At 40.4% G+C, this 23,265-nt stretch carries 24 protein-coding genes and 2 pseudogenes; all 26 read right to left on the reverse strand.

Annotated features, from left to right (window positions below; genetic code table 11):
* Positions 1-115: 115 nt before the first annotated feature.
* The 26 genes and pseudogenes from OH460_RS07565 to OH460_RS07685 all read right to left on the reverse strand — a co-directional run bounded on the left by OH460_RS07565 (position 116) and on the right by OH460_RS07685 (position 23,006).
* On the reverse strand, positions 116-478 hold the full coding sequence (locus tag OH460_RS07565; protein ID WP_269996313.1) for a hypothetical protein: 363 nt from the start codon (positions 476-478) through the stop codon (positions 116-118).
* Complete coding sequence (locus tag OH460_RS07570) at positions 468-1,052, reverse strand: hypothetical protein (protein WP_269996315.1); 585 nt, start codon at positions 1,050-1,052, stop codon at positions 468-470. Before OH460_RS07570 ends, OH460_RS07565 begins: the two co-directional genes overlap by 11 nt.
* A gap of 292 nt (positions 1,053-1,344) precedes the next feature.
* On the reverse strand, positions 1,345-2,022 hold the full coding sequence (locus tag OH460_RS07575; protein ID WP_269996317.1) for a hypothetical protein: 678 nt from the start codon (positions 2,020-2,022) through the stop codon (positions 1,345-1,347).
* A gap of 377 nt (positions 2,023-2,399) precedes the next feature.
* Entirely contained in the window at positions 2,400-3,224 is an 825-nt protein-coding gene (locus OH460_RS07580) for a hypothetical protein (RefSeq protein ID WP_269996319.1), read from the reverse strand.
* A 209-nt stretch (positions 3,225-3,433) separates the two neighbouring features.
* Positions 3,434-4,231 carry a hypothetical protein gene (locus OH460_RS07585; RefSeq protein ID WP_269996321.1) on the reverse strand — a complete coding sequence of 266 codons (798 nt, stop codon included), beginning with the start codon at positions 4,229-4,231 and terminating at the stop codon, positions 3,434-3,436.
* 601 nt (positions 4,232-4,832) lie between these two features.
* The gene (locus OH460_RS07590) at positions 4,833-5,489 is read right to left on the reverse strand and encodes a hypothetical protein (RefSeq protein ID WP_269996323.1); all 657 of its coding nucleotides are present in this window, start codon (positions 5,487-5,489) and stop codon (positions 4,833-4,835) included.
* Between the two features lie 300 nt (positions 5,490-5,789).
* On the reverse strand, positions 5,790-6,197 hold the full coding sequence (locus OH460_RS07595) for a hypothetical protein (protein ID WP_269996324.1): 408 nt from the start codon (positions 6,195-6,197) through the stop codon (positions 5,790-5,792).
* A 303-nt stretch (positions 6,198-6,500) separates the two neighbouring features.
* Positions 6,501-6,977: a hypothetical protein gene (locus tag OH460_RS07600; protein ID WP_269996326.1), complete on the reverse strand. Its 477-nt coding sequence runs from the start codon at positions 6,975-6,977 to the stop codon at positions 6,501-6,503.
* A 177-nt stretch (positions 6,978-7,154) separates the two neighbouring features.
* Positions 7,155-7,934 (reverse strand): hypothetical protein, encoded by a 780-nt coding sequence (locus OH460_RS07605; protein ID WP_269996328.1) that lies wholly within the window; start codon positions 7,932-7,934, stop codon positions 7,155-7,157.
* Positions 7,935-8,907: 973 nt separating this feature from the next.
* Positions 8,908-9,495, reverse strand: coding sequence for a hypothetical protein (locus OH460_RS07610; RefSeq protein ID WP_269996330.1), 588 nt, complete (start codon positions 9,493-9,495; stop codon positions 8,908-8,910).
* Between the two features lie 163 nt (positions 9,496-9,658).
* The gene (locus OH460_RS07615; RefSeq protein WP_269996332.1) at positions 9,659-10,060 is read right to left on the reverse strand and encodes a hypothetical protein; all 402 of its coding nucleotides are present in this window, start codon (positions 10,058-10,060) and stop codon (positions 9,659-9,661) included.
* A 216-nt stretch (positions 10,061-10,276) separates the two neighbouring features.
* On the reverse strand, positions 10,277-10,798 hold the full coding sequence (locus OH460_RS27410; RefSeq protein ID WP_443088678.1) for a DUF4113 domain-containing protein: 522 nt from the start codon (positions 10,796-10,798) through the stop codon (positions 10,277-10,279).
* A pseudogene (locus OH460_RS27415) lies at positions 10,779-11,551 on the reverse strand (Y-family DNA polymerase). The gene OH460_RS27410 and the pseudogene OH460_RS27415 overlap by 20 nt, the downstream one beginning before the upstream one ends.
* A complete protein-coding gene (locus OH460_RS07625) occupies positions 11,548-11,934 on the reverse strand; it encodes a LexA family protein (protein WP_269996896.1) in 387 nt (128 codons plus the stop codon). Before OH460_RS07625 ends, OH460_RS27415 begins: the two are co-directional and overlap by 4 nt.
* Before the next feature lie 12 nt (positions 11,935-11,946).
* Positions 11,947-12,327 (reverse strand): annotated as a pseudogene (locus OH460_RS07630) (LexA family protein); the annotation flags it as partial.
* Positions 12,328-13,299: 972 nt separating this feature from the next.
* Complete coding sequence (locus OH460_RS07635; protein WP_269996334.1) at positions 13,300-13,719, reverse strand: hypothetical protein; 420 nt, start codon at positions 13,717-13,719, stop codon at positions 13,300-13,302.
* A gap of 127 nt (positions 13,720-13,846) precedes the next feature.
* Positions 13,847-14,281, reverse strand: coding sequence for a hypothetical protein (locus OH460_RS07640; protein ID WP_269996336.1), 435 nt, complete (start codon positions 14,279-14,281; stop codon positions 13,847-13,849).
* A 439-nt stretch (positions 14,282-14,720) separates the two neighbouring features.
* Positions 14,721-15,050, reverse strand: coding sequence for a hypothetical protein (locus tag OH460_RS07645; protein WP_269996338.1), 330 nt, complete (start codon positions 15,048-15,050; stop codon positions 14,721-14,723).
* 109 nt (positions 15,051-15,159) lie between these two features.
* Positions 15,160-15,828: a hypothetical protein gene (locus OH460_RS07650; protein ID WP_269996340.1), complete on the reverse strand. Its 669-nt coding sequence runs from the start codon at positions 15,826-15,828 to the stop codon at positions 15,160-15,162.
* A 415-nt stretch (positions 15,829-16,243) separates the two neighbouring features.
* Positions 16,244-16,765, reverse strand: coding sequence for a hypothetical protein (locus OH460_RS07655; protein ID WP_269996342.1), 522 nt, complete (start codon positions 16,763-16,765; stop codon positions 16,244-16,246).
* A 55-nt stretch (positions 16,766-16,820) separates the two neighbouring features.
* Positions 16,821-17,294, reverse strand: coding sequence for a Fe3+-citrate ABC transporter substrate-binding protein (locus OH460_RS07660; protein WP_269996344.1), 474 nt, complete (start codon positions 17,292-17,294; stop codon positions 16,821-16,823).
* 282 nt (positions 17,295-17,576) lie between these two features.
* Positions 17,577-18,395, reverse strand: a complete 819-nt coding sequence (locus tag OH460_RS07665) for a hypothetical protein (RefSeq protein ID WP_269996346.1) — start codon at positions 18,393-18,395, stop codon at positions 17,577-17,579.
* A gap of 444 nt (positions 18,396-18,839) precedes the next feature.
* On the reverse strand, positions 18,840-20,813 hold the full coding sequence (locus OH460_RS07670) for a phosphoadenosine phosphosulfate reductase family protein (RefSeq protein WP_269996348.1): 1,974 nt from the start codon (positions 20,811-20,813) through the stop codon (positions 18,840-18,842).
* A 188-nt stretch (positions 20,814-21,001) separates the two neighbouring features.
* A complete protein-coding gene (locus tag OH460_RS07675) occupies positions 21,002-21,187 on the reverse strand; it encodes a hypothetical protein (protein ID WP_269996349.1) in 186 nt (61 codons plus the stop codon).
* Between the two features lie 72 nt (positions 21,188-21,259).
* Positions 21,260-22,072: a hypothetical protein gene (locus OH460_RS07680; RefSeq protein ID WP_269996350.1), complete on the reverse strand. Its 813-nt coding sequence runs from the start codon at positions 22,070-22,072 to the stop codon at positions 21,260-21,262.
* A gap of 79 nt (positions 22,073-22,151) precedes the next feature.
* The gene (locus OH460_RS07685; RefSeq protein WP_269996351.1) at positions 22,152-23,006 is read right to left on the reverse strand and encodes a hypothetical protein; all 855 of its coding nucleotides are present in this window, start codon (positions 23,004-23,006) and stop codon (positions 22,152-22,154) included.
* Positions 23,007-23,265 lie beyond the last annotated feature (259 nt).

Below are 23,265 nucleotides of genomic sequence, written 5' to 3' on the forward strand. Positions count from 1 at the left end.
TTGTTAACAATACGATAGGTTTTGGGGGTTACTTTTACTGGCTTCATTCTATATAGCTCCTAAAAATTAAGACGGAGCCGCACCGATAACAGGGCAAGCTTGCCCGTCAGGGTGATTAATGAACGATGGTCAAATCATTAATGGATAGTTCATCTGAATCATTCGTTAAGAACGCGCAAACGAGGTCAATCATGATTTCTTCAATTAAGCAGCAATCCGTAATGGTTTTGCCGCGTTGATCGATGAGTTTGTCGAAGTTCATCTTAGGGAAGTTTATCGAACCTTCATCCAATTCAATTTCCAACTCCACACCAAGCCCCTTATCAATAAGGATGATGTGTTGATCGCAACTGTAGCTCGTATGAGTTGAGTGGTGATCAATCAGGTGTTTGATGTAGTCAACGGATACGCTTCCATTGTCAAATACCGGGAATGAAATTTTGTCTAATTGAATGATACCAGTAGATTTATTTAGCATAGCCGCAACCCTCTTCTAGCTCAGTATTAATTCGCTTAGTCGCAACGAAGTATGAATGGCCTAACTGATGTTGTAACTCAGCGGCTTCAGCCAAAGCTTCGCTATTTGAATAAAAGAGGTATGGCTGTTTATCTTCAATGTCATAAATCAAATTCAATGATGTAGCAGAATTGAAAGCGTCATCAGGACAATTAGAATCGCTTAGTAAGCATCCATCCACTGTAATTGCTGTAACAAGGTTAGTGACTTTGTAGTTAGCTGGATGGAAAACCAAATCGAATGTCTCCTCACCATGAAATTGTGGAATTGTCATACGAACGGTTTGGTTAAACATGATGTCAGTTGTAACGTTAACACTCATAAGTGCAGCTAAGTTAAAGTGCAATTCTTCATCAACTATTAAACCTGCTGCGAGTTGAGCGGCCTGAAATGATCGATCTTCAGTTTTTCTTCGATAAAGGGAATCATTGTTCATTGTTGAAAGGATTTCGTCTTTAAAAAAATCTGAAAAGCGACAAGATCTAAGTTGACCATTGATGGTGACTAGGTTGGCATTAAGAATTTTTTGGTACATTTGTAGCTCCTATAAATAGGGACTACTTTTCCCCAAAGGGAGTCGTAGTTCCCTGTGGGTAGTTTGGTTTGTGTTTGGTTAGGTTTGTTGGCCAGTTAAGGCGTTTTTCTCGGTTGTATCTCATGTTGAGGCATGTTGCCACTTTAGACATTCAGCGAGGTGCTGATGTTGCTGGTGGCAATGATTCTAATAAAAAGAAAAAAGATAGGGTTTACTCAAACAAAATTCACTTAATGTTGGTTTTGGTAAAGCCTATCCGAAAATGGGTCACTTTATGCAACCCAACTCAAAATTAGATGTATTTTGAGACCAATTTTGCTTTATCTAGTTTGATGCTACTTAGCCAATTATCAGCATTCAAGGTGGTCGAATCTAGTTCTGATTCTTCCAGATCAAGGACGATGAGACCTTCTCGATTGTAGAAATTACCAACCACATCCATATCGGGGTCTGCATGAAATGCGACTTGGCAGCCGTAGCTAAGGTCTCCGATTTGCAAATCTTGGTGAATTTCCACCAGCAAAGCGAAAGCAACATAATTAGTTTCATGTGGTTCTTCGCAATGAGAGCAGTACGCGATGACTTGTTCCTCGACCAATTTGAAATCAAGTACTTTAAACTTGACTGCATAGTAATGGTCAGTCCCAGAATCTATTGTAACCAAAGGCTTGCACAGTAATCGCTTTAAATTCTCAGTTATAAGGGATTGGTCCTTTAGATCGCTGTAATTAGGTCGATATTGGCCATACACAAGCGTAATCGTTGGCGCGTCTTTAGAGTTTACTTCGACTATAGTGGGATAGCTATTCGGTGACTTGCCAAGAGTGGAGTTTAGGAAATCTATTTCGCCATGGCCAAAAGTCACCATTTCTCGCCCACCGTCTTTCCTCTCTAAATCAATAGCAACGATACGTGATTCGCCATTTTTCTTAGCGCTATCTAGAAAGGCCTTGATATCAAAAATGTTCATTCAACTTAATCCCTGTAGGGAGGTGGTATTTTAGGTACAAGATAGAAGCCCACTCAGAATGGTCACATTGAATTTCAATGATTGCTCATCTGGCGGAGCAATGGACTTTTAAATAAGCCTAATTGGAAAGAAAATCCAATTGTTATTTCAGATTATGATATTCAGCTTAAAGTTTCAAGTTACTTATAGAGTTCTGTTATGAGTATAGGAATATCGTGTATCAGAAATAAAAAAATCCCAAATAATAATTCGGGATTTAGTTGTGGTATATCGTACCAGCTTAAGGGTTCACAAAGTGCTCACGGAGCACCGAGTGACCCCTTCTAGCTATTGGTAATAGGTTAGAGTTATATGTTTTTTATTGTCTACATTAATTTCTATTCTGAGTTTGCTTGCTGCTCAAAATAAGGACGTAGCTTAATGCAGTTATCGCCATTTTTAATGTAGATGCTCAACAAATACTCCCACACTACGACATCTACGGATAGATGTGTAATTGGGTACGTTTGAGCTATCGATTTACTTGCAATGTCCAAACGGGCTTGCAGCCAAGCCTCAAATTCTTTCTCAAGCGGTTTCATTTCTATTGCAATTAGTGGGTCAATATTTGCAAGGTTTTGGAGTTTGTATGCGTAGAATTCCAAAAATGATTTGCTTATAGGTCGAATTGTTAGGGTTTCGGAAAATAAAGTGTAAGTTGTTCTCCTGAAAGGACAATCAAATCGTAGCATGTGCTCTTGATATTGTTCGTAACTTAGTTCATCAATAAACCCGCTTTCATACAAGTACTCGTTGGCTTTAGCAAAATCATCAAAGATAATTGTATGCTCGATGCCTGGTCTTACTTGCTCAGTGATATTGAATTCTGAGAAATCACCAAAATCGAATGAAGCAATCCGTGATTTATCCTTGGTAATGGCATAAAACGGTATCTGGGATTCGCATTCAAGTACTTCAGCAGATTGGTACAGTGTGAAGAAGTAATTCGCAAATATTGCATCCCATATGTTCTTTGGTAGATCTATGTCAATAGGTTCATTTTTTTGTGGGTTGAGTAATCGTAGGTACAAATGACTCATTAGCATTTGGTCTGTAACAACCTTTTTCGCAAAATCATCAGCCGAATCGTTATATTCGCAACGTAATGCTTCAGAGATGAGAGGAGTTAGGTTGGTATTGCTTAGGTAGTTTAGAAGTTTCATTCGTGTAGCTCCGGTTTAATTTTTGGTGGCCGGTGAATACACCTTCCCTCGTGGGATGATGTACCCACAGGGTTTTTGAGGATTAGTTTAGAAAACGTCCCTTAGTTGGTTGTTAGCATGTGATAACGAAGCTTGCTAATGGGCATTCATACGCTGTCTCATTTACTTGCTATTTAGATTCGAGCAACAAGTGGTGTTGCATCCCTTTCTCATACTGGTGTCGGCGCGGTTGCATCCACATAATCACCAATAACGACGCTTGATTCATCAATGAACAGTATGAACATATCAAACCACATGAAATTAGTAAGACAAAATGAGTCCAACTTTATTGTGTCATTACATCGTTTTGATCCTGCGTTCAATCGGTCTTCGAACCAAGCAATAAATGCTTTAGCATCTTCTGAGTGTAATTTGATGTTGCTAATGGTCTTTTTGCTGCGTAACCCCTGACTGATGAACATTTCAATGTTGGTCTCGCTTGGCGCCTGAACTTTATAAGCTTTGTGATAGATTTCATAAGCTTCGCAAAACAAGGCATTAAAGTTCCAACTCATTTCCGTATGGAATTCAGATGGAGTTAAAGCATCACGAAAACCGCGACGGTAAGTGAAGTTGTTTGCCATGTGAAAGTTAGGAAAATAGTTTTCGATAATACGACCATCTTTAAAGATTTCGGTAACCAAAAACTCATCATTCGCATCGTTATGACTGAACTCAACTAATGCGCCGATATCATAATTGATCGCGATATATGGCAATTGTTCGATGTCTTGAACTACATTGGAATCACGTTCTGCGCTCGTTATGTAATCCATGATGACGAATTCCCAAACTTTTGCATCTAAGTCTAAGGTGTCCAATGGCAGCCTGTTAGGGTTGTATACGAACATTTGTGGCATGTATTCGATCATTGTAATTACAGCGCTTAGTGGTTCTTCAGTTTTGAAAAAACTACATATGCGTGATTGAACTTGTGTGTCGTTCAGGAAGTTGGATAATTTCATTTTGTTGTAGCTCCATTGTTTCGGTTTAATGGGGCCAACTATCCCTAAGGGATTGTTGAGATCCCATGGGGTTCAATTGGGGTTTATTCCAATGATTAAGTTTAAAAATAAGGTTTTTCGAAAGTGCAAATAGCAAGATCGTACTGTGATGATCTCTGAGGCTATCTACTGCTAGTGGCTTCGTGTAAATAGAAGTACTAAGCGGCAGGTAAAAAGCGCCTTGGGAGTTTGGTTTTTATCAATTTTGTATTAAGTGTTTTCTCGGTTTTTCCCATGCTGAGTACACGATGTCACATTAAACATGCAGCGAATGGCTGATGTGGCTGGTGGCATTGATTCTAAAATTAGAAAGGGAGAGGGTTTAACAAAGACTTGGGGTGGCTTTGTTAAACCATCTACAAAGTTTGGAATATAAGAATAGAGCCCACGCAGAATATGTTTCTTCTCAAGATGAATACTTGAGTTGCTTATCTGGCGAAGCAATATGGCGACAGGCCTTAGAAAATCGTTCACAACTTGATGTGACAATGATTATGATATTCTAGCGTTCTGATAAAAACAAGGTTTAGGCCAGGCGGCGCTTGAGTTTTTTCAGTAGTAACTAGATCTTTTTGTAAAACTCAGTTAATTCTTCAGCTGAAAATTGGATGTCTGTGCAATTGAGTTTTCGTACAGTATCAAAAAAGAAAGATTCAATGTCATCGGCGCGAAGAAAAGATTCTGAAACCAAATTGCTTTCTCTAACCATGTATTTGAGTCTTAGTTCGGTTTCTAATGTTTTGGTCTTAAAGCAGATAGCACTGAAGAAGGCAAATTTCCTCGATGACTGGTTACCTCTCTGGTAAAAGAACTCCTGGTTTTTTTTAGTTCCTAACTGTTGCCATTCTACGTTGAAGTATGGATCTGACTCATTGATAATGATCTCAGTTATGTCAGTAATTCCGGTTGGTTCGCTAAGGTGTTGAGTAAGAGACTCTGAAGGGGTCATTTTTTTTGAGTCTGACCAATCCCTACCCCATACAAGTACCCCTACCCTGTAAGAAAAATATACAGCTGAAAAAAATGCAATTTCATTATCGAAATAAGTTGCCAAATCGAAGTTAAACAACTTACGGATGGCAAATCGCTTTCCCATCGGATGAGGAATGTAAGTGTAAAACCCCGTTGGATTGATCGAGTTAGGATAGTATGAGATTCGACAAGGCAGTTTAGCGCGACTTGAAAATGCACTTCTGAATAATGAAACTTGATTAACCACGACTGAACACCATTACTCCAAAAGAAAACTACAAAGTGTAAGTAATTCTAGCACTTAACATGTATTCAGTCGTTAAATCTTTAGGAAATTTCGTTTTAATCTATTTATCATTATGTTTTTAATTTTAATTAATACTGTTTGATAGGGGTAAACAAGGGCGTGTAATTATGTATTAACGTTAAATGTCTAGAGAAACTTGCAATAGATAGTCGTATAAATATCGCATATATGATAACCCCAACTTTATTGATAATATTGTTTTTAAAAGAGCGGTCGAAGTGGTTCATAAAATTTGTTCTACTAATCAAGAAATGCAGATTGAGGCAACCCGAACCGATGGCTCAAGTGTTTGATGTGGCTAAGTTGTAAAGGAACCCTTTTTCTTATGATCTTTGAAACGTAAGATTGGTCTCCAATCTCAGGAAAGGAGCTTTGCTTTAGATTATTTTGTCTCAGCAAGTGTTTGAATAATTCTGCCCCTCTCAAATCTGGTAGTTTTTCGTAATTTGCTTCCTCCCACTGATTGATAAAATGCTCTAGGTGGCTTCGGTCGCTTAGACTAGCTTCTTCAACGATCATTTGGTCAAGAAGATTTTTCGCCTTACCATGATCGCCTTTGGACTCTAAAGGCAGTTTAAAGCCAAAGATTTCTTTGCTTGCTCTTTCTATTGCACTTTTGTAAATATTGAATGTCGTCGTTGCTGTCATGCTATGTTTTCACTATGTCTTTTTAGTAGTTTTCATTATACCAAACCAATCATGTTAGTACGTTACCGCCTCTGGTGATCTTCCCGCTTGCTCTACTCAATAGTAGGAAGATTGTTGGATTTTATTAAGCGTGTCTATATGTTGATGGCCTATTGCCTCAAATTTTTTCCCAGATTTTCAGGTCATTACGAAACCACGTAATTTAATTGGTTTTCCCTATCTCATATTTCGAATCACTTAGCCTACTTTCCTTTCTGCAAAAAAAAACCAAAGTGAGCTATTGCTCAACTTTGGCTTTGTATATCAGTCTAAGGACGGTCTTTTCATGGGATTTATGTATCCGATGAAATCTTCCATAGCTGCTTGCATACCTTCAGCATGGCCGTTATCAACAAGTAATTGTGCGTAACGTTTTGCCATAAGAATGTACTCTTCTTTTAGTTTTTCGATGGAACTGAACTCATATTTTTCCACCACTGAGTGGCCGGTAACTCCGATTGCTTTCTCAGTGCGTTTAATATCTTCAACTAGAAAGCTGTAGGCTCCCTCGAAGTCTTCTGATTGCTCAGTTAATAAACTTGGCTTAATAGGCTCTCGAGTTACACCGGTTCTATCTTTGATAGCCGCTGTTAGCTTGTACGAGTCCTCACATAAAGTTCTTAAATCATCGCTGCACATACCTTCAAGCGCTGTTAATTGATCACGCAACCACGTGGAAGTGGTCGAGCTATTGAGCAGTTCAGCTTCGAATGGGTACTGATTGAGTGCAATTTTAATCATAATCAACAACTCCAGTATGTTCTTCTACATGAATGACGTGATATTCATCATTGTTACTACGATGAGGTCGTGGTTTTGATGTGTATCGATGTGCATTTGAATTAATCTTTCGACCTTTCGTGATGCATCCGGTTGTACATATCAATCCATCTTCGCAATGTTCGCAAGACATAATGATCACTCCCCTTCTGTAGTTGACGTGTATTCGTTATAGATAAATAACCAGTGATTTAAAGGCATATAAATGCCTGTATGGTCATCAATGCCATGTTGAACTAAGTTATGTTGAACATAGCGAACGAACTCCTGGCGTTGTAGTTGTTGAGGCATATCTGAAGTGCAACGATCTAAAACGAACTTGCGATAAAGATGACGCCAAAGGTTTTCTAGGTTAGTGCTATTCGGTGAAAGCCCTTCGCCTTTGAAGTGATAGTTTTTCGTAGTTTGTGGGTATACCAACGAATACTCTTCTTCAAGTCTATTGTAGGTACCAATATCTGACTCCTCACGAAAACCAAGAGCAAATGTTTGCTGTGCGGCACTTGTGAAGGTTTCGTAGTGTGTGGATACACGAACCCCGTCAGGTTTCAATTCTGTAGCGATTACCGAATTGAATTGATCATCTACGTAAGTTAAAGATACGAGTACCTTAGCGCCATCTCTCGCGAGGCGGGAACCATGAAAAGGAAGTATTGCTATTTCATCGAGTGCCTTTGCGTTGCGAAGATGTAGTTTAAAGCTCCAAAGCATGTCGCGCCAAAGTGCTTCATTAAGGAGCAGTTGGTCTTCATGTTTGATGGCAAGCTTAAACAATGTGGTAGTTGGTATGAATTGAGTTAGTCTTTCTTCTAAATGCTCTACGGATAAGCCCGAATTATCATACGGTTCGAGAGCGTTAAGTAAGTCTTTTTGTTGTTTAGATGCTAGGTATTGTGTCAACGTTAATAAATTGTTCATTGAAGTAGCTCCGAAGTTTTGAAGGTACTACTGCCCTTAATGGGCGGTTGTAGGTACCCATTAGGAAAGAACTTTATTAGTCCTAGTTTTGGTTTAAGAAATGTTGATTGTGTTGGCCTATTCAGGCATTTAGTCTCGGTTTTATCTCATGTTGAGGCATGTTGCACGGTAGACATTCAGCGTATGCTGATGTTGCTGGTGGCAATGATTCTAGTAATAGAAAGAAGATAGGGTTTACTCAAGATGTTACTTTGCAGTGCACTTTGGTAAAGCCTATCGGGCATAACTTTAGAGCCCACGCAAGATTGGAATAGACTATTTACCTCTCGTTTGAGGTTGACCTACTTGGCAAGGTCATTTTCAAAATAGCATATGATCACTGACCATTACCAGTTACTGAACGTTGATGCCTATTTTCTTTGACATCTTTTTGGGGTTTTTAACAAACAGAATAAGGTCGTAAATGTCGACTGCTTCCTTTTTTCTATTTTCAAAGGTCGTTATATAGTTGATCAGAAGTTGGCCCTGGTAATATTTACCAACGTATTCTTCTACCTGTAAGTAATCTTGCACGCTACATTTTCGATCAGCTTGTCGGAATTGAAGATACCTTACCACTTTGCTGTGGTGATTTTTCTTGTCTTTCCGTTGCTTTCGGTACTCGATAAACATAGATGCGATACAGGCACAGAAAAATTGTGCTGTAATCGATAGCATAGTAAAAAATATGATATGAGAGATAGTATTAATCATACATGTATGTTGATTGTTATCAACTTACAATTTGACTCACTAAAGTTGATTCATTTGAATCAACATAAAGCTAGTGGGCTATTACTACAGGGCAGAAATGAGGAGTTACGTTTGAATTGGTCCATCTATACTTTCCGCAAGGCTACTCAATGAATCCTTGAGGTAAATAGCAGGTGCTCTGTAGATTTGTTTTGCAATGTAAGGTCTTGTTTCAATTTTTCTAACCTTGCTTCAACGGTGTGATAGTGCCTACAACAATGCTGTCAAATACTCCACGTAATCGGCTATCTTCAGTGCATTGGTTAATTTCTAGATTGCGGCTGATTACAGCGCGCGTTCCACCTTTAGGGGCATAAAGGCCCTTGTGCAAGATGACCATGGTTCCGGTGCCGCCTAGCTGACCGTGTTGTTTTGTAAGTTGAATTGCATAATGAGGGGGCTTTGAGAACATGCGTGTATCAACAATTGCTTCGGTGATTGGCTTCTCCCAATTACTTTCCATGTACACGGGAATTTTGAAGGCGCTTAAAGGGATTACACCGTAGCGTGTGTTTTTTACTTGATGCTGAAGATAGTTCAGTTGAACCAGTTGACCTAAGCGACGGGTAATGGCGTTTTTAGAGCTATAACCAAGCTTATCAGCTATTGCTTTGCGCGGAATGCCGCCTTCAGTAATGGTTGTTTGATATTCATAGACGTGCTCCATCAATTCTTTCTGAAGTGTCTCGATCTTTTTAAGTGTTGGTAGTGATAGTTTCGTTGTCCAGTGCTGGATGTCTAGCAGGGTTGATTTTAAATCCGGTTTCATGATGGTAACCTGTCTGATGAACATGGTCGCACGATATCAAACAGATTACTTTCTTAGCTTGTTGCTACTGGCGATCAGAGTTACCCAGCTATGGGTTGATGTGGCACTGCCGTCATGAGAATGAGTGTCTTGCCAATTATTCGTAGTTTTTGGGTTCAGTGACCTACTTGTATAGTTCTGATTGGTCTACCGTTATGTCCAAAAATGAGTGATTGAACATTTCATCTCTATACTTAGCCAGCTTGGCAGACTCAACTTCTGTGTCCACCCCATACTCTTCAAAGGCGAACTCCCTAAACTTTATCAATGCTTCTTCTTTGTTACTTAAGTCGATGTTGTTTTCAGCTACCCATTTACCGAAGCCAGAAGCCATGGATACTGTTTTGCGTTGTTGAGATTGATATTTCGCAATCGAATTCTTGAAATCTTGCTCGAGGTCTAACTCTTTGTTGCTCGCTGGTTCAATTGATTCAGTGTGGTAATTATTGCCTGTGGCTTTAACGTCTTCAGAATTGCAGCCAGTGATGCCAATAATTAACACCAGAACAACCGATAATTTATTCATGACTTTACTCATTATGTTTTTAGAAGTTTTAGTTTGCGATATGCGTGAGATAACAGCTTATATCTCTGATTAATAAATAGATATTTTATTTTCTACACAAAGTTGACATGTTTACTTTTGCCATCTTAAGCCACCATTAACCGGTTGCTCTCTGTTGTGGTGGGCTTCAAGTAAGTTAGTCGTTTTCGATACCGACCGAAATTGAACTGGGTGTGATTAGCTACATTTCAGTTTGGGCAGGTCTTTCCAGTTTGTCGTATATTGCGGGGTCAACATTGACCGTCGCATTTCCCATTTTTCTTGAATCCCCTGTGCCGCGAGAAAAAGCGTATCCCTCCCGAACCTGGTATTAAGCCCGTCGAGAACCGTCATGAGACTTTTGTTGTTAGGGTTTTGGTTGATAAGGTCAGTTTGTTCGTACTTGGCTGTGGTTAGCTCAGTGAGTCCTACCCCTACTTTGTAGAAACGAACATTGGGCCTAAATATTTGCTTGGCTGCGTTAGTAGCCGCTGCTACTATTTTTCCTGCATCGGCCGTTGGATATGCGAGCTTAATTGTGACGCTCTTACTGTAATGAGGTTCTTTGTCAAAAGAAGATGTAGATGCGAACACGGTCATTGTCATTGCGAGAGATTGCTGTTTACGCGCCTTGGCTGAAGCTATAGCTGCATGTTTCGCAATTGCTTGGAAAGATGTTCGATTTGTGTGACCCTCTCCCCTAGTGACCGTGTAGAGAATATCTGCTGTTTGTCACTTCGTTTTGGTCCCAAGCTTTTGCCTGCTGTCCGTTGAGTTCGAGAATGACCCTTTCCATTTCGACACTGAATTCCTTTCGCATCTTCTTCGGATCTGAATTAGCTAATTGGAGTGCGTTCTCGAGCCCCATATGCTTGAGGTGGCGAGTTAACCTACTACCAATACCCCAAACATCACTAACATGAACAGATTTTAGTAGGCGTTTACGTTCTGATTCTGTTTCGATTACACATACACCTTTCCATTCGCGAGATGTCTTAGCAATGTGTGACCCAATTTTGGCGATCGTTAGCGTTTCACCTACACCTATTGATGTAGGAATACGACCCCTTTTCCACACAGCTTTTCGTATCTCTGCACAGTATGAATTTAGGTCTGGTATGGCCTTTTCACAGGATTTGAAATCTAGGAACGCTTCATCGATGCTATATACGTGTTGGTCCGGCTGAACTCTCCAATTACATCCATCATTTTCAAGCTTAAGTCTGCGTATAAAGCGTAGTTTGATGATACAAAAATAACACCTTGGCTATCGGCGGTGCCGTTACTCTGTAGTACAGATTGCTGAAATAGCGGCTTCCATTTTTGGACTCCCAGAGCCTTTGCTTTTCTATTGCAGGCAACGACACAGCCGTCGTTATTACTTAGTACGGCGACACCTCTACTTCTCCATTCAGGGCGAAATACGGTTTCGCAAGAGGCGTAAAAGGCATTTGCATCGACCAAGGCTATCATCTGGCAACTGCCATCTGGGTTAAGCTTCGGTGTTGTCGAATACTGCTAATCACAACGCCTTCCAGAGAGAGTATATCAAGCTCTGAAATGGGTACGGGTTTCATTCTTGGATTGGCCGAAACTAAGCTTTTGTTTTGAATATCGAGTAGTTTGACAGTGAACTCTCCATTCAAATTGCAAACAACCACATCATTTTGTGTAGCTTTTTCATTGCGATCAATGATTAGTAAGTCACCGTCGAAAATGCCCACATTGATCATCGACTCTCCATTGGCGATGCCAAGCCAAGTGCTAGAAGGGTTATGAATTAACATGTCGTCAATCTTGCTATTCAGCTTTCTGTACTCTTGAGGTAGGATTTCAAAACGAGTTGATTCGGTCATCTTTGTGCGGATTCGGTGGAGGCGCACACTGCTTATCACTATGCCTTCCATAGTGAACGTGTCTAACTCAACTATTTTTACGGGGGTCATTCCATGATTTGCAAGCACTAGGCTCATTTGATTGATGTCGATCTGAACGACCGAAAACTCACCGTTTAAGTTGCATGCAACGATGTCATTTTGGATAGCGTCTGCACCACGATCAACAATAAGTAAGTCACCATCAAAAATACCAATGTTGACCATGGAGTCACCGGTAGCTCTTCCTAGCCATGTGCTTGAAGGTTTGCTTACGAGTAAGTCATCAAGACTTAGAGCGAATTCGGAATAGAGTTGCGCTGGGCTTTCAAATCCGGTTATACCTGCGTTCGCTTTAATAGGGATGAACTTCATCATACTTCACCATGCTGTACTTATATACAGTGTTCTAGGCTAAGTCCAAGAAGTTGATCAACCTTTACTGTCAATCAAGTAACTAACAGTCTATTTACTGACCTATGCCGGCCGTTCGGTACACTCACGCGCGAGGTGATAAAGGATGTTCCGCAGATTGTAAGGTCTGACGGTCCAGCTGGATTATTGAGTGGATATGAAGTATTGCCATGCGATGAGGCCAACTCCGCCCCATATCGAAACGCCAACAAATAAAGCTAAGTACTCTGCTTTATAGTCGCACTCATGACGTGATATTTTGTACCTGCCAAGAGTGAAAACTTTTAAGGTGACAGCGCCGGTTAAGTAAGTTACTCCATATAGAAAGAATTCAAAGAAAATAATAAAAACAACTTCCATCCTACACCTTTTTAATTGTGACCTCTGTGGGCTCTTAAGAACTAATTTTAGGCTTGCTACCACTGAAGCCCATCCCCACTGTCAGCGAACTGCGCTAATCAATAGTGAACGGGCAATGGGGAACTTGTTGCATCGCTCTGTGCACACCGAATACTCGTAATCGAATGAATCTAATCCGTGGTAGGAGTCATCATAGTATTGAAATTGCAGCCCTAAAAACTTAGTTGAATAGTGCGGCTCTAGTTCAGGGTGATGCTTCAACACTGATAACCCAACCTCCTCCAATTGTTCCTGAGTCATTGGTTGGTCTGGGTCATCAAGCAATGTGCATCAAAAACCTCTATGAAATGTCTCTGACTATGCCACGGCAGCGGCGCTTACGTCTATGGTCCGAATTTGAGGTCAAAAATAGACTATCACATCTGATCAAAACTTCAATGCGTCTGTCTTTGATTTGGTGTGGTAAAGCAAGTGCTTAGAGTGCATTTTCATCATGTGATTTAAGCGACAGTGATCCATTCAGGTTTGGTTGATCCATTTAAAGGACGCTGAGTAAATGCCGCATGAGCAAGCTTACACTGGTTCACTCCCATAAAGCTTACGAAGCGCGGTAAGTCTATCCATACTCCCAACCTGTGAGTTTCGGTGAAAAATATTTTCAAATCGTAAGGTTACCTCAGCAATGTCTAAGTTATGGTTATGCGCTATGGCCTTTATTTCATTGCGAACAGTTCTTTCCTCCCAGTAGTTAGCCACAATAACAAACGCTTTATGGGCTGAGTAAAGGGTAACCGCTGCAGCGAAAAGCTGTACTAACCAAATCTTATTAGTCAGCAATGTAACACCGTAGACGAAAAGACAAATTGAAATGGAAAACTGCAATAAAAATGGGTCTTTGCTGAAATCAATGCGTCTAATCGCTAGGTAGAGCGCGAAGCCTACACCGACACCAATATTAATGCCGAATCCTTGATTGTCCGTTATGCTGATCATGAGTTCTAGTATTCTCGATTTTTGTTATTGATAAAGTATGCACGCTTCGTTTCATTTAATGGCCACTCAATGAGTATAAGTTGTGCGACCTGGCTAGGCGTATCCTTTTTTACTTTTCTATGGCAACTCAACTTTGGGTTTCGTAATTAATGACTACGCCCGACAAGCTAAGGCTTTTTGTAACGACTAATTTGAATTTCCTGTTTTCGTACAATGTTTCATTGTTGAAGCCTGGGACCACCTTGATCCCCCTGCCGTCGTCATTATCGATGATGTAGCCATAGAGCTTTTTACTTTCGCCTGAGCACTGCAAAATATCAGGTTCAATCATCATCCTATCTGAATTTCCACTATACCGGGCTGTATAGGAAATCATGCAGTTTGTTGGCACTTTACCTAGCAAAATTCGTGGAGTGATAGCAAATTGCAGCCCTACCTCAACAGGAATTACGGTACCTGCCTCAATAATGGCGTCTGTCATAAATGCGTATTCGCGGTCCACTGATCGAAATCCAGTTAAGCCTATGCAAACCACCAATATGCATTGGAGTTGTTTTTTCATTTGGGACTCTTTTAGTTGCGGATGCTTCTGGCTGAAGCAATTATAAGATCACTCAATATGAAATGTTTGTAAATGGCTTTGTACAAAATTTGATCACGAAACTGTCATCTTTCGATGGACCTTAAATAGAATGTAATTTGATTTTCGTTTGCCATTTCTGACTGCATCGACCAGAAGTAATCCGCCTACCGATACGATGTGTTTGCAAGTTGAGATTCTTGATAGGTACTGTAGACCACCAGCGTTTATTGTTCTTTTGGTCATTTAGCCCAACTTTTTTAATTTGGATGGCCGATTTTTATGCACTGTGTAATAACCCTTAATTGCAGATATCTTCTGCATTTAAGTATGGGTAACGCAGTAAACTTAAGGTGTAGTATTTCCGTCGAGTTTCAAGCTTTCATTTAGGTGTCGGAATCTTGTCTAAACGGTCTAGCACTTAGGCATCCTTCTTGTTTAGCGAAAGGTATTCTGGTAAATCGCTGTTAGCTTGGAGTGACTTGAGGTACAGCCAAGAATCAGTTGCTGCTACTCCAGAACCAACTCGCACAGGTTCGTTTTCTTTTAGCTTTACTTCGCAAATCACTTCTTTACCAAAGGTTTCAAGTAGAGCTACGTATTCAATTATACTTGGGTTTCCTTCGCACCTTTCAATTATGCGTGACTTCTCTTTAGCATTAGCTGTTCTAGAAAAGTCCCCTTTGGGTCTTACGCACCACAAGGCAATTGGTAGCACCATAAGTAAAAATATTTGAATGTTTTCTGGCATAGTGGTTTTACTCTCTTTACTTTACTGACTTCTATCAATAGCGTGAATTAACTTCCCACCCAGCCCTTCTGATGCATAAGTGCCTATGATTTCGTCTTGGTATCCGATATCAGTCCGTGTTGGCTTTCTCGGGTTGTTTTGTTTCTGATAACAACTGTAAGGCCGCTTCTTTGCTGAATGTTGGAAGGCTAGCTTTTGATGAATAGAATGCGCTCCAGTCATCTGGTAGCTGAAGACTTCTTGCACGAGTTATTCCGACTTCTTTAGTTTTTTGTCTTCGCCACTCCCACAACCCTGCCAGAGCAATGTTTGCTCTGTTCAACCTGTCTTGCATTCCATCTTCTTGGTTGCCTACATAAGCCGAAACGGTCTTTTGTTTTGGAAATTTACTTGTGTATCCAAATAGGTGCATTGATAGTTGCAAATAGCCAGCACCGTTCAGAGTCAAATTAATTGGGGGCTTATCCTGAGTTAATGTAAGTTTTTCACTGGAGGTTTGTTCCCCACTGCTCATTTTTTGAATTATTAACTGAGATAGGGACTCTATGCAATCTGTGTGTGATCTATTGAGTTTGTCGGAACGTTGGAGGTATTTACTAAATTTTGGATATTCTCTGCGAGAAAATCTGAGTTGCCATCCTTGCGTGCTGCTTGTATCTACAGCATTGACGTGTTTCGGTATTTCGTAGCGTTCTCCAAAAGCATATACGTATCTTGTTTCTACACAGAGGTCGGAGAGTTTTTTCTTCGTTAGTGGTAACAGTGGGATTTTATTCATAAATACTCTGGTATCTATTTCACTCTATTGTGGGACCCTAGCAAAAAGCTGGTATAACATTTTAGACGAAGTATACATTAGTCGTCCAATTCATCCCAACATTCTTCCAGTTTGCGAATCACAAAAAAAAAACCACTAAACGTCTGTTCAGTGGTTTGTATTAATCAAAATGATTTGAGTTTAAAGGGTAAGCTCTTATATATTTAGAACCGACGTCTGAAGAGGCACCGGCCACTTCAAGAACGAGTAGTCAATGATCTTGCCTTGCTCACTCAATCGAGAGGTTCAGTTTCTCTGATGAAAATATCGTAATGTAACTGGATATCCGATTCATCTTTATGTTTAAGTTCTTGTTAATGATCCTAGAAGAATCAAGCTTATCAGCAGGGCTAGCCTCGCTGATAACTGTTTCTTTTCAGTACTTTCTGTTCCACTTAATATTTTGATCGTTGCCTATAACGATTGAATCTAGTAGATATGTGTTTCCCGGTATTTGACTGTTAACTCTTTCTTCATTTTTGAGTTTTCGTATAGAAATCACATCTAGAATTTCATTACTTATAGCGCTAACAGAGGATTGTAATTCCAGTTGAAGTTTTTCGAAAGATTCCGAAAATTCATCAAATGACAATATGCCTTGATCTAAGTTGTGCTCTTCCATTTTATAGGTATCGAACGCAAGAGTTTCTTGAACTTTATCGTCTCCATCAAAGCGAAAGTTTGAGTAGCGAATAAGCTGGTATAGTTCAAGTCCAGAGTCATATTCTTCTTCAAGTTTATCTACAATAATGCTGACTGGTTCATGCCACATTGTTGTATCGCCAATTATCAACTGATAGCAACCTGCTGGTTGACCATTCAGTTGTGCCTGTAGTAACTCTACGAGGTATCGTGGCATTCTTGCTGTTATCGTCAGGTAATGATTAGTGTCTAGCATTTGAAGCTCCTAGATTTATAGCTTTAGTGGTTTAGGTTTAGGTTTAGGTTTAGGTTTAGGTTTCGAAATTAATAAACCGCTCAGATCCATTGCTTTTCATAAACTCGATTAGTGGTATGTATACTTGATAGGCCTTCATGAGAGCCGATCTACAAATTTCATACGCCCCATCGTAGCCATGTGCATTTACAGAGCGCTTTAAGCACTTTCGCTTGCGATTGCCTTCTTCGTCCCATTCGCTCCACATTGCGCGATACAGAAGGGTTTTGTTGCCGTAACGGTCATGTTCTTCTCGCAATGTTGGTTCTGTGGTGCTGGGTAAACGAATTAAAATCTTGGGGTCATTGAGGATTTGTGGCCAAAATTCTCCCCATGCTTCTGAACCTAGTTCATTACGAGTCTTTATTGCCTCTCTTTGAGCTTGTTCTTCGCCTATGCGGATGAAGCCTATAGTTCGGTAAATCATTTCGCCAGATGGAGACATGATGCTGATCTTGAAGGCTGTTTTGGATTTAGAGATAAATTTCATTATGTAGCTCCTAATGCAGACTTTGAGAACTACTACCTTTCAAGGAAGTAAGTTCCCTTGTCAGGTTTGGTTGGTTGTTTGTTTATTGCCATAGGCATTTTCTCAGTTGACCCACGTAGAGAGCGTGCTGGCACGGTTGGCATTTAGCGGTAGCTAATGCTGCTGGTGGCAGTGTTCAAATAAATTGAAAGGTAGGGTTTATTGAAAGGCAGTGGTAACAACCTTTTAATAAACCCTACCCTTACTTGCTTGGTGCGAGTAAAGGGTAAGATTGAGTAAGTATTAATGGTGATTGAACAGCGCCTCCCAAAAAGCGTATTCGAGTAGGTGATCGCTTAATTGGCGTCCCGGTAAATTGGACTTTGTAGCACCTACGGCATCAAAAAACGCAAGTTGTGCGTCGTGAGATGGGTAAGCACTATAGCTGTTAATCAGTTCTGTCATCATCTGCTGCCAAAAGCCACTTACAGATAGTACTGAGTGATTTAGTGAACTTAGCATTGTTTGACAATTGACCGTTTGAGGTTCTTCGCGAAAATCTAAGTTACAAACCTCACTTAGATTCCACTTAAATGTCTCGAGTTCAGTTTCAGTTGATACTTGAAAATTGAGTTCAGAGAGCAAACGAAGAATCTGCATGGATGTTGCTCGGATTTTATGGTGTACACCATTGGTGTTGTAGATGAACAATGTGTACCAGCCATTGATAGCTTCTTTGTTCAATGTTGCAAAACAAGGAACATTGTAGGCGTGTTGGCCGCGAAACTTGAAAACCATCACTCCCGCTTCCCAACCTAAATGGTTTGGATTGAAAATTGAGTGGGTTTCTTGTTTGTTTGTCGTGTTTACATACCAAACTGCTAAACGATTCCAAAGTTTGTAAGGTAACTTAAGATCCTTGACCTTAAAGTCTCTTTCAACATGATAGGTATGTAAGTTGTTTTGATCCCGATCTAGCGTGCGGATTAGCCGAATGAACGTGTGATCAGCAACAGCATTGTAAAACCCTTGGTTGGATTCAAGTAATACTAGTTGCTGATCGGCGTTCTCTTTGCTAATTGCATTGTGCTTACGAAATAGGATTGATTGTCCTGATGTCATTTGTAGGTCCTTGTATGTAAGGCGCCACAATTACCAAAGGGCAAATGTAATGCCCTAAGGGAAATCAAGATTTTTCCACCTTTAATATGTCCTTCCACCCTCCGTGTAACCGGCTTAACTTGGATGAGTTACGCGAGTGACTTAGATGGTCCTAACATATTAAGTGATTAAATCGCCGTTATCGTTGAGCAATACCAATGACTAGAGCCGTCGGTAGCTTCAATTTTAAACGGATTGTTTTTTGATTCGTCAATGAGGATAAGCCACCCTTCACTTCCGAATTCGTCTTTAATTTTTAGTTTCATTGATATCTCTAATCAATTTCTCAGTGCTACTAATCTTCAGTTAGTTGAATCAACAAATGAGTCAACTTGCTAATTGTGAGTAATGGTTAAAGGGCAGTTATAACCATAGGGCTATAGTTAGCCCTATGGTTGAAAGTTGTTAGAACATGCTAATTTGGTTTGCGGCCATTTCGTATGTACTAACATCCGTTACGGTTGTTTCAGGAACAGTTGTCCCCTTTTTAGGTTTATTGTTATTAAGTTCATTCATCGCATCTACTACAGTCTCAACACCAAAAAGGTCCATCGAATATTCATCGGCCAGTTCTTGTTGTTGAAGGTAGCTACGATTAATTTCAAATTCATCCTGAGAAATACTATTCTCAATCAAGAATTCATGAACATTCATCATCACTAGGTCGCCCCAATGATTTTCTTTTTGCGGTCGTTCTTGCTTAAACAAGCGGAGGATATAGTCGTGTCGCCTTGCGATGGCATCGTAACGAAGTAGGTCTGACTTACGAATGCGAATCCAATCGTTACGCAATGCCGCCCTACAAGTCTCAGATATATCGACTTTATTTAGGTCATAGAAGTTCTCTCGAACAGCGTTGACGTAGCAAAAGCCAGATGCTGGTGTTACATGCATCTCATCAGAATACTCCAATTCTAAGTCATCTAGATCCATACCTGCCGGTAATAGACCTTGGATTTCCTCAGGTTGTGGCATTGACTGAGTGACATCAAACCAACGGGCTTTAGGGATAATGATCCTTTCAGCTCGCGGTACATCTGGAATGAAATATCGCTCCCCTAGTTCATGAATCGCTAAGTAATCTCGAGCAGCCGGACTCGCGCTTTCAAAGTCGCGGTTCAAACTCCATACAAAATCTATGCCAAGTATGTCTGCTTGAGTAATGTTCTCGAACATAGGATCACAAAGCAGTTCATTAAGAGGAGTTTTTTCAATTTTTCCAGCGTAATACAGTTCCTCGTGCTTCGCAGCTCTCTCTTTTTCCATAACGTCCATCGTGATAAGAAAGCGTAGCAGCGCTCTCTTTTCGGTAGGTCTTATGTAATCAGGGAGTACTTTCATGAAACCATGGTCAATCCGCTTACCGCGCCAATCCCTTCTATTCATATCAAACCGAATATTAATCAGGTATTTACGAAATGCTACGAAAGGTCGCATAAAGCTATAAACTTCATCTTGTTCTAGCATTGACTCAAGGGATTTATCGCGTTCACCCGTCACGGTGCACCAGGCGCAACCGAATCTGGAACCGCAAGAGCTTTTGTTAGCTTTGTCGCCTACGATAACGCCACAAACACCATCATTAGCATCACGGTATAGCGTCATTAGCTCATCGAAGTCAGGAGTAAATGTGTTGTAGATACGAGCAGGTTTACGATCGTGCTGAACGCAGCCTGCAAGAAGTTCCCAAACATCGTCCAATTCAAAATTTGCAATTGGGGCATATGTCTTACGACCTTCTACTTCTACAATTGATACTTCGTCCATGCTGAACTTCTGCATGTTGCGTTTACGAGCAGCTGATTCATCAAGTCTAGTACCTAGAAGGGTTATTACTTCGTTGTTGCTTTCTCGTTCGATTTTCTTAACGAGTTTCTGTTGAGGTTGAATCTTTTCACTAATTGCGCAATCGTGAGTTTGCCCGGCAAAGCGTGGAAGCTTACCCCTACCTATGCAGTAATAGTTGAACGATCCTGTTAAGGAAGGCTTAACTTGGTGCACTTGTACAGGTAAACGATTCTTAGCTGCGAACACTGTGATTTGCGTTAGAGACCACTCTGCGTAAGAGTCAATCAATGGCATTTCACGCCCCGTGTTACTATTTAAAACATAACATTGCGGGATGTTAGCGTAATCTTCCGCAACAAGGCGTTTTAAAGCCTCAAGCAGAATAATTAGGACGCAAGTACTATCTTTACCAGAACTATATCCCAAAGACAAGCTGTAGCCTGACTTTAAAAGGTTTATAATTCTACCAATAGACACCTCCCATGGAGAGTCTTCCTCTTTGGGGTCAACAGTGACGACCGATGAAGGATCGATTGTTTTGACCGGTATAGATAATTCGTTAAGTTGTTGTTCTAGGTTTTGATTAAACATGAGTAGCTCCTTAAAATAGCTGGGGAATAAGGGCACTACTCTCCTGTCAGGGGCGAGTTAATGCCCTGATAGGGTTGGTTTGGTTGTTAGTTTTAGGGTGTGTCCATACGCAACAATCGTTCAAATAACCTAATCATCAAATGACTATGTTAGAACTGATACAGTATGAGCTTCTTTTATATCGGTCTTTAATTAGCTGCTATTTTATTGAGAGCTATAAAAAAGCACTCACGAAATTCCGCAACACCAACGCCTGATTTTTCAGCCAATATTTCAAGCTGTCTTTCAGTGAATCCGTAGTCGGGTTCTGCACTAGATGTCATTTTCTGTAGTTCGCTAATAAAGTCGTAGGTTGCATCGATTTTTGAGTTCAATGTTCGTTCCTTAGTTTTGTGAAAAATCACTGACCACCCTTCGGCGAGTTAGTGCTTTAAGGTGTGTGTTTTCTACGCTTCTGTAATTGAGTTCATGGTTACTTGTTTTAATGGTAGCCACGTTGATACATCGAGGTTTGGAGTAAGGCGGTAAGTGCCATATTCTTCGTCGATCTCAATTTCATTAAAAGCATATGCTTCAAGAAACGAATTCAACTCGGTTAAATCCTTGAAGTAAAAACCATCCCAACAACCGTATTGAAACCTTTCTGGTGTACGATACTTGTTGATGATGATTAATTCGTTTGATGCGTAAGCTGCGAAGATACGATTTGCTGATCTATCTTCAAAGAATCGATGTCGTGAACTACAAATTTCATAGCCATTTCTAACGATTGCAGAAGCATGATCAAGGTTGCCCTTGAGCTCGTCGACTTCTTTTTGTAGCTCTGCTCTTAAACGGTACATTTCAGCTTCGCTATCAAGAAAGGCTTGATAGGTGTCATATGAACGATTCAAAGATGGGTAAGATTCATTTTTAGGCCAGTAAACCCAAACATTGACAGTTTCTTCGTACTTGTCATAGCGATTCTCTCCTGTCACTAATCGACTATCTAAAAATTTGTGGATTTTAGTGCCTATTAGTTGCAGTTGGTCCACGCTTGTAGTGTCGAATGGCCCGCCCGAGCAAGTTAAGAAATCGAACTCACCTGGTACTTTATTTCCCGTAACATTGAAACCAACAGAGATCGTGTTTGATTCACTGTAGATACGTTCAATTAAGCCATGTTTGCCAATTTGGTTACCCGAGAGTGGAACGAGGATGTCCCCTACTCTTGGTATAATGGTATGGTCTGGATTTGTTATCAGTGTGACATTAGTCATAGTAGCTCCTTTTAAGCTTTGATTGGGCGCTACTATCCCTATGAGGGCGTTGTAGAGCCCTGTGAGGGTAATGAGTTGGTTAAGCTGATGTCGGGGCTTTGAGGGCAGTAATATTCAATTGCTTCCACTCATCAATATTGATGTTTGGAATAAGCATTAACTGGTCCCATGGGCCGCGTATGTCAGAAATTGTTAAATTATAAGCTTCAATGAATGCGTTTAGTTCTACCTTGTTACGAAATGCAAAACCATCTCCTGTGTACAGGTAGCCGCAACCGACAGGTTCTTCATGTTCTGCAATACAGATGTGTTGATTGCGATTGTAAGAACTAAATATAACTTTGAACTTGTAGTCAGTATTAAAACCATTACTCCAATCAGATTTCTTATCAGTAATCAAATAACCACCGCGACAAACTTTATAAAAGTCTACTTCATTGGTTGCTTTGATTGTCTGTTGAACCTCTGTTTGTATGATGCTGGCCTTTTCACTTACTGTCTTATCGTGACTTATCATTGCTTCGTAGGAATCGAATGATCGGTTAAGGCAAATTCTAAGTTCTTCCGTCGGTTTGTATGTCCATACGTTAACTTCTTCAGTGTATTGAACCCCCATACCAGCACCTGCACCGTTTCTGAAATCCCAGAATTGTTGCTGTTTTGTGCCGATGAGTGTTAATTGGTCGTGAGTAGTTCCCGTAAATGGACCTCCAGAACATTGAACGCTGTTAAAGTTCCCTTCTACTTTGTATGCGCTAACGTGAAAACCAATACTTATGGTAGTAGTGTGGTCGTCGTCATTTTCGTGATAGAAGGTGTCAATCATGCCATGTTGGCCAATCTTCAAACCGGAGAGTGGGATTACTATGTCTCCGCGTTTTGGTTGAACATCAGGCTTTTGAGTTGGGTTTGTGAATAAATGTACTTGGTTCATGGTTGTAGCTCCATTAGTTGTTGGTTGAACGACGAACGAAGCTACTCAGACAGGCTGTGTAGCCCGTCAGGGTTCTATGTTTTATGCCATAAGGCGTTTGGTTGATCTCGATTTTTCCTCACGTTGAGAGCGCGCTGATACGGTAAGCAATTAGCTGGTAGCTAATGCTGCTGGTGGCAGTGATCTATAAAGATAGAATTAAGGAGGGTTTAGTAAAACCTTGTTGTGGCTTTGATAAACCATCTTGAGGAAGATATTA

This window comes from Vibrio sp. Makdt, assembly GCF_027587015.1.
Taxonomy (GTDB): domain Bacteria; phylum Pseudomonadota; class Gammaproteobacteria; order Enterobacterales; family Vibrionaceae; genus Vibrio; species Vibrio chagasii_B.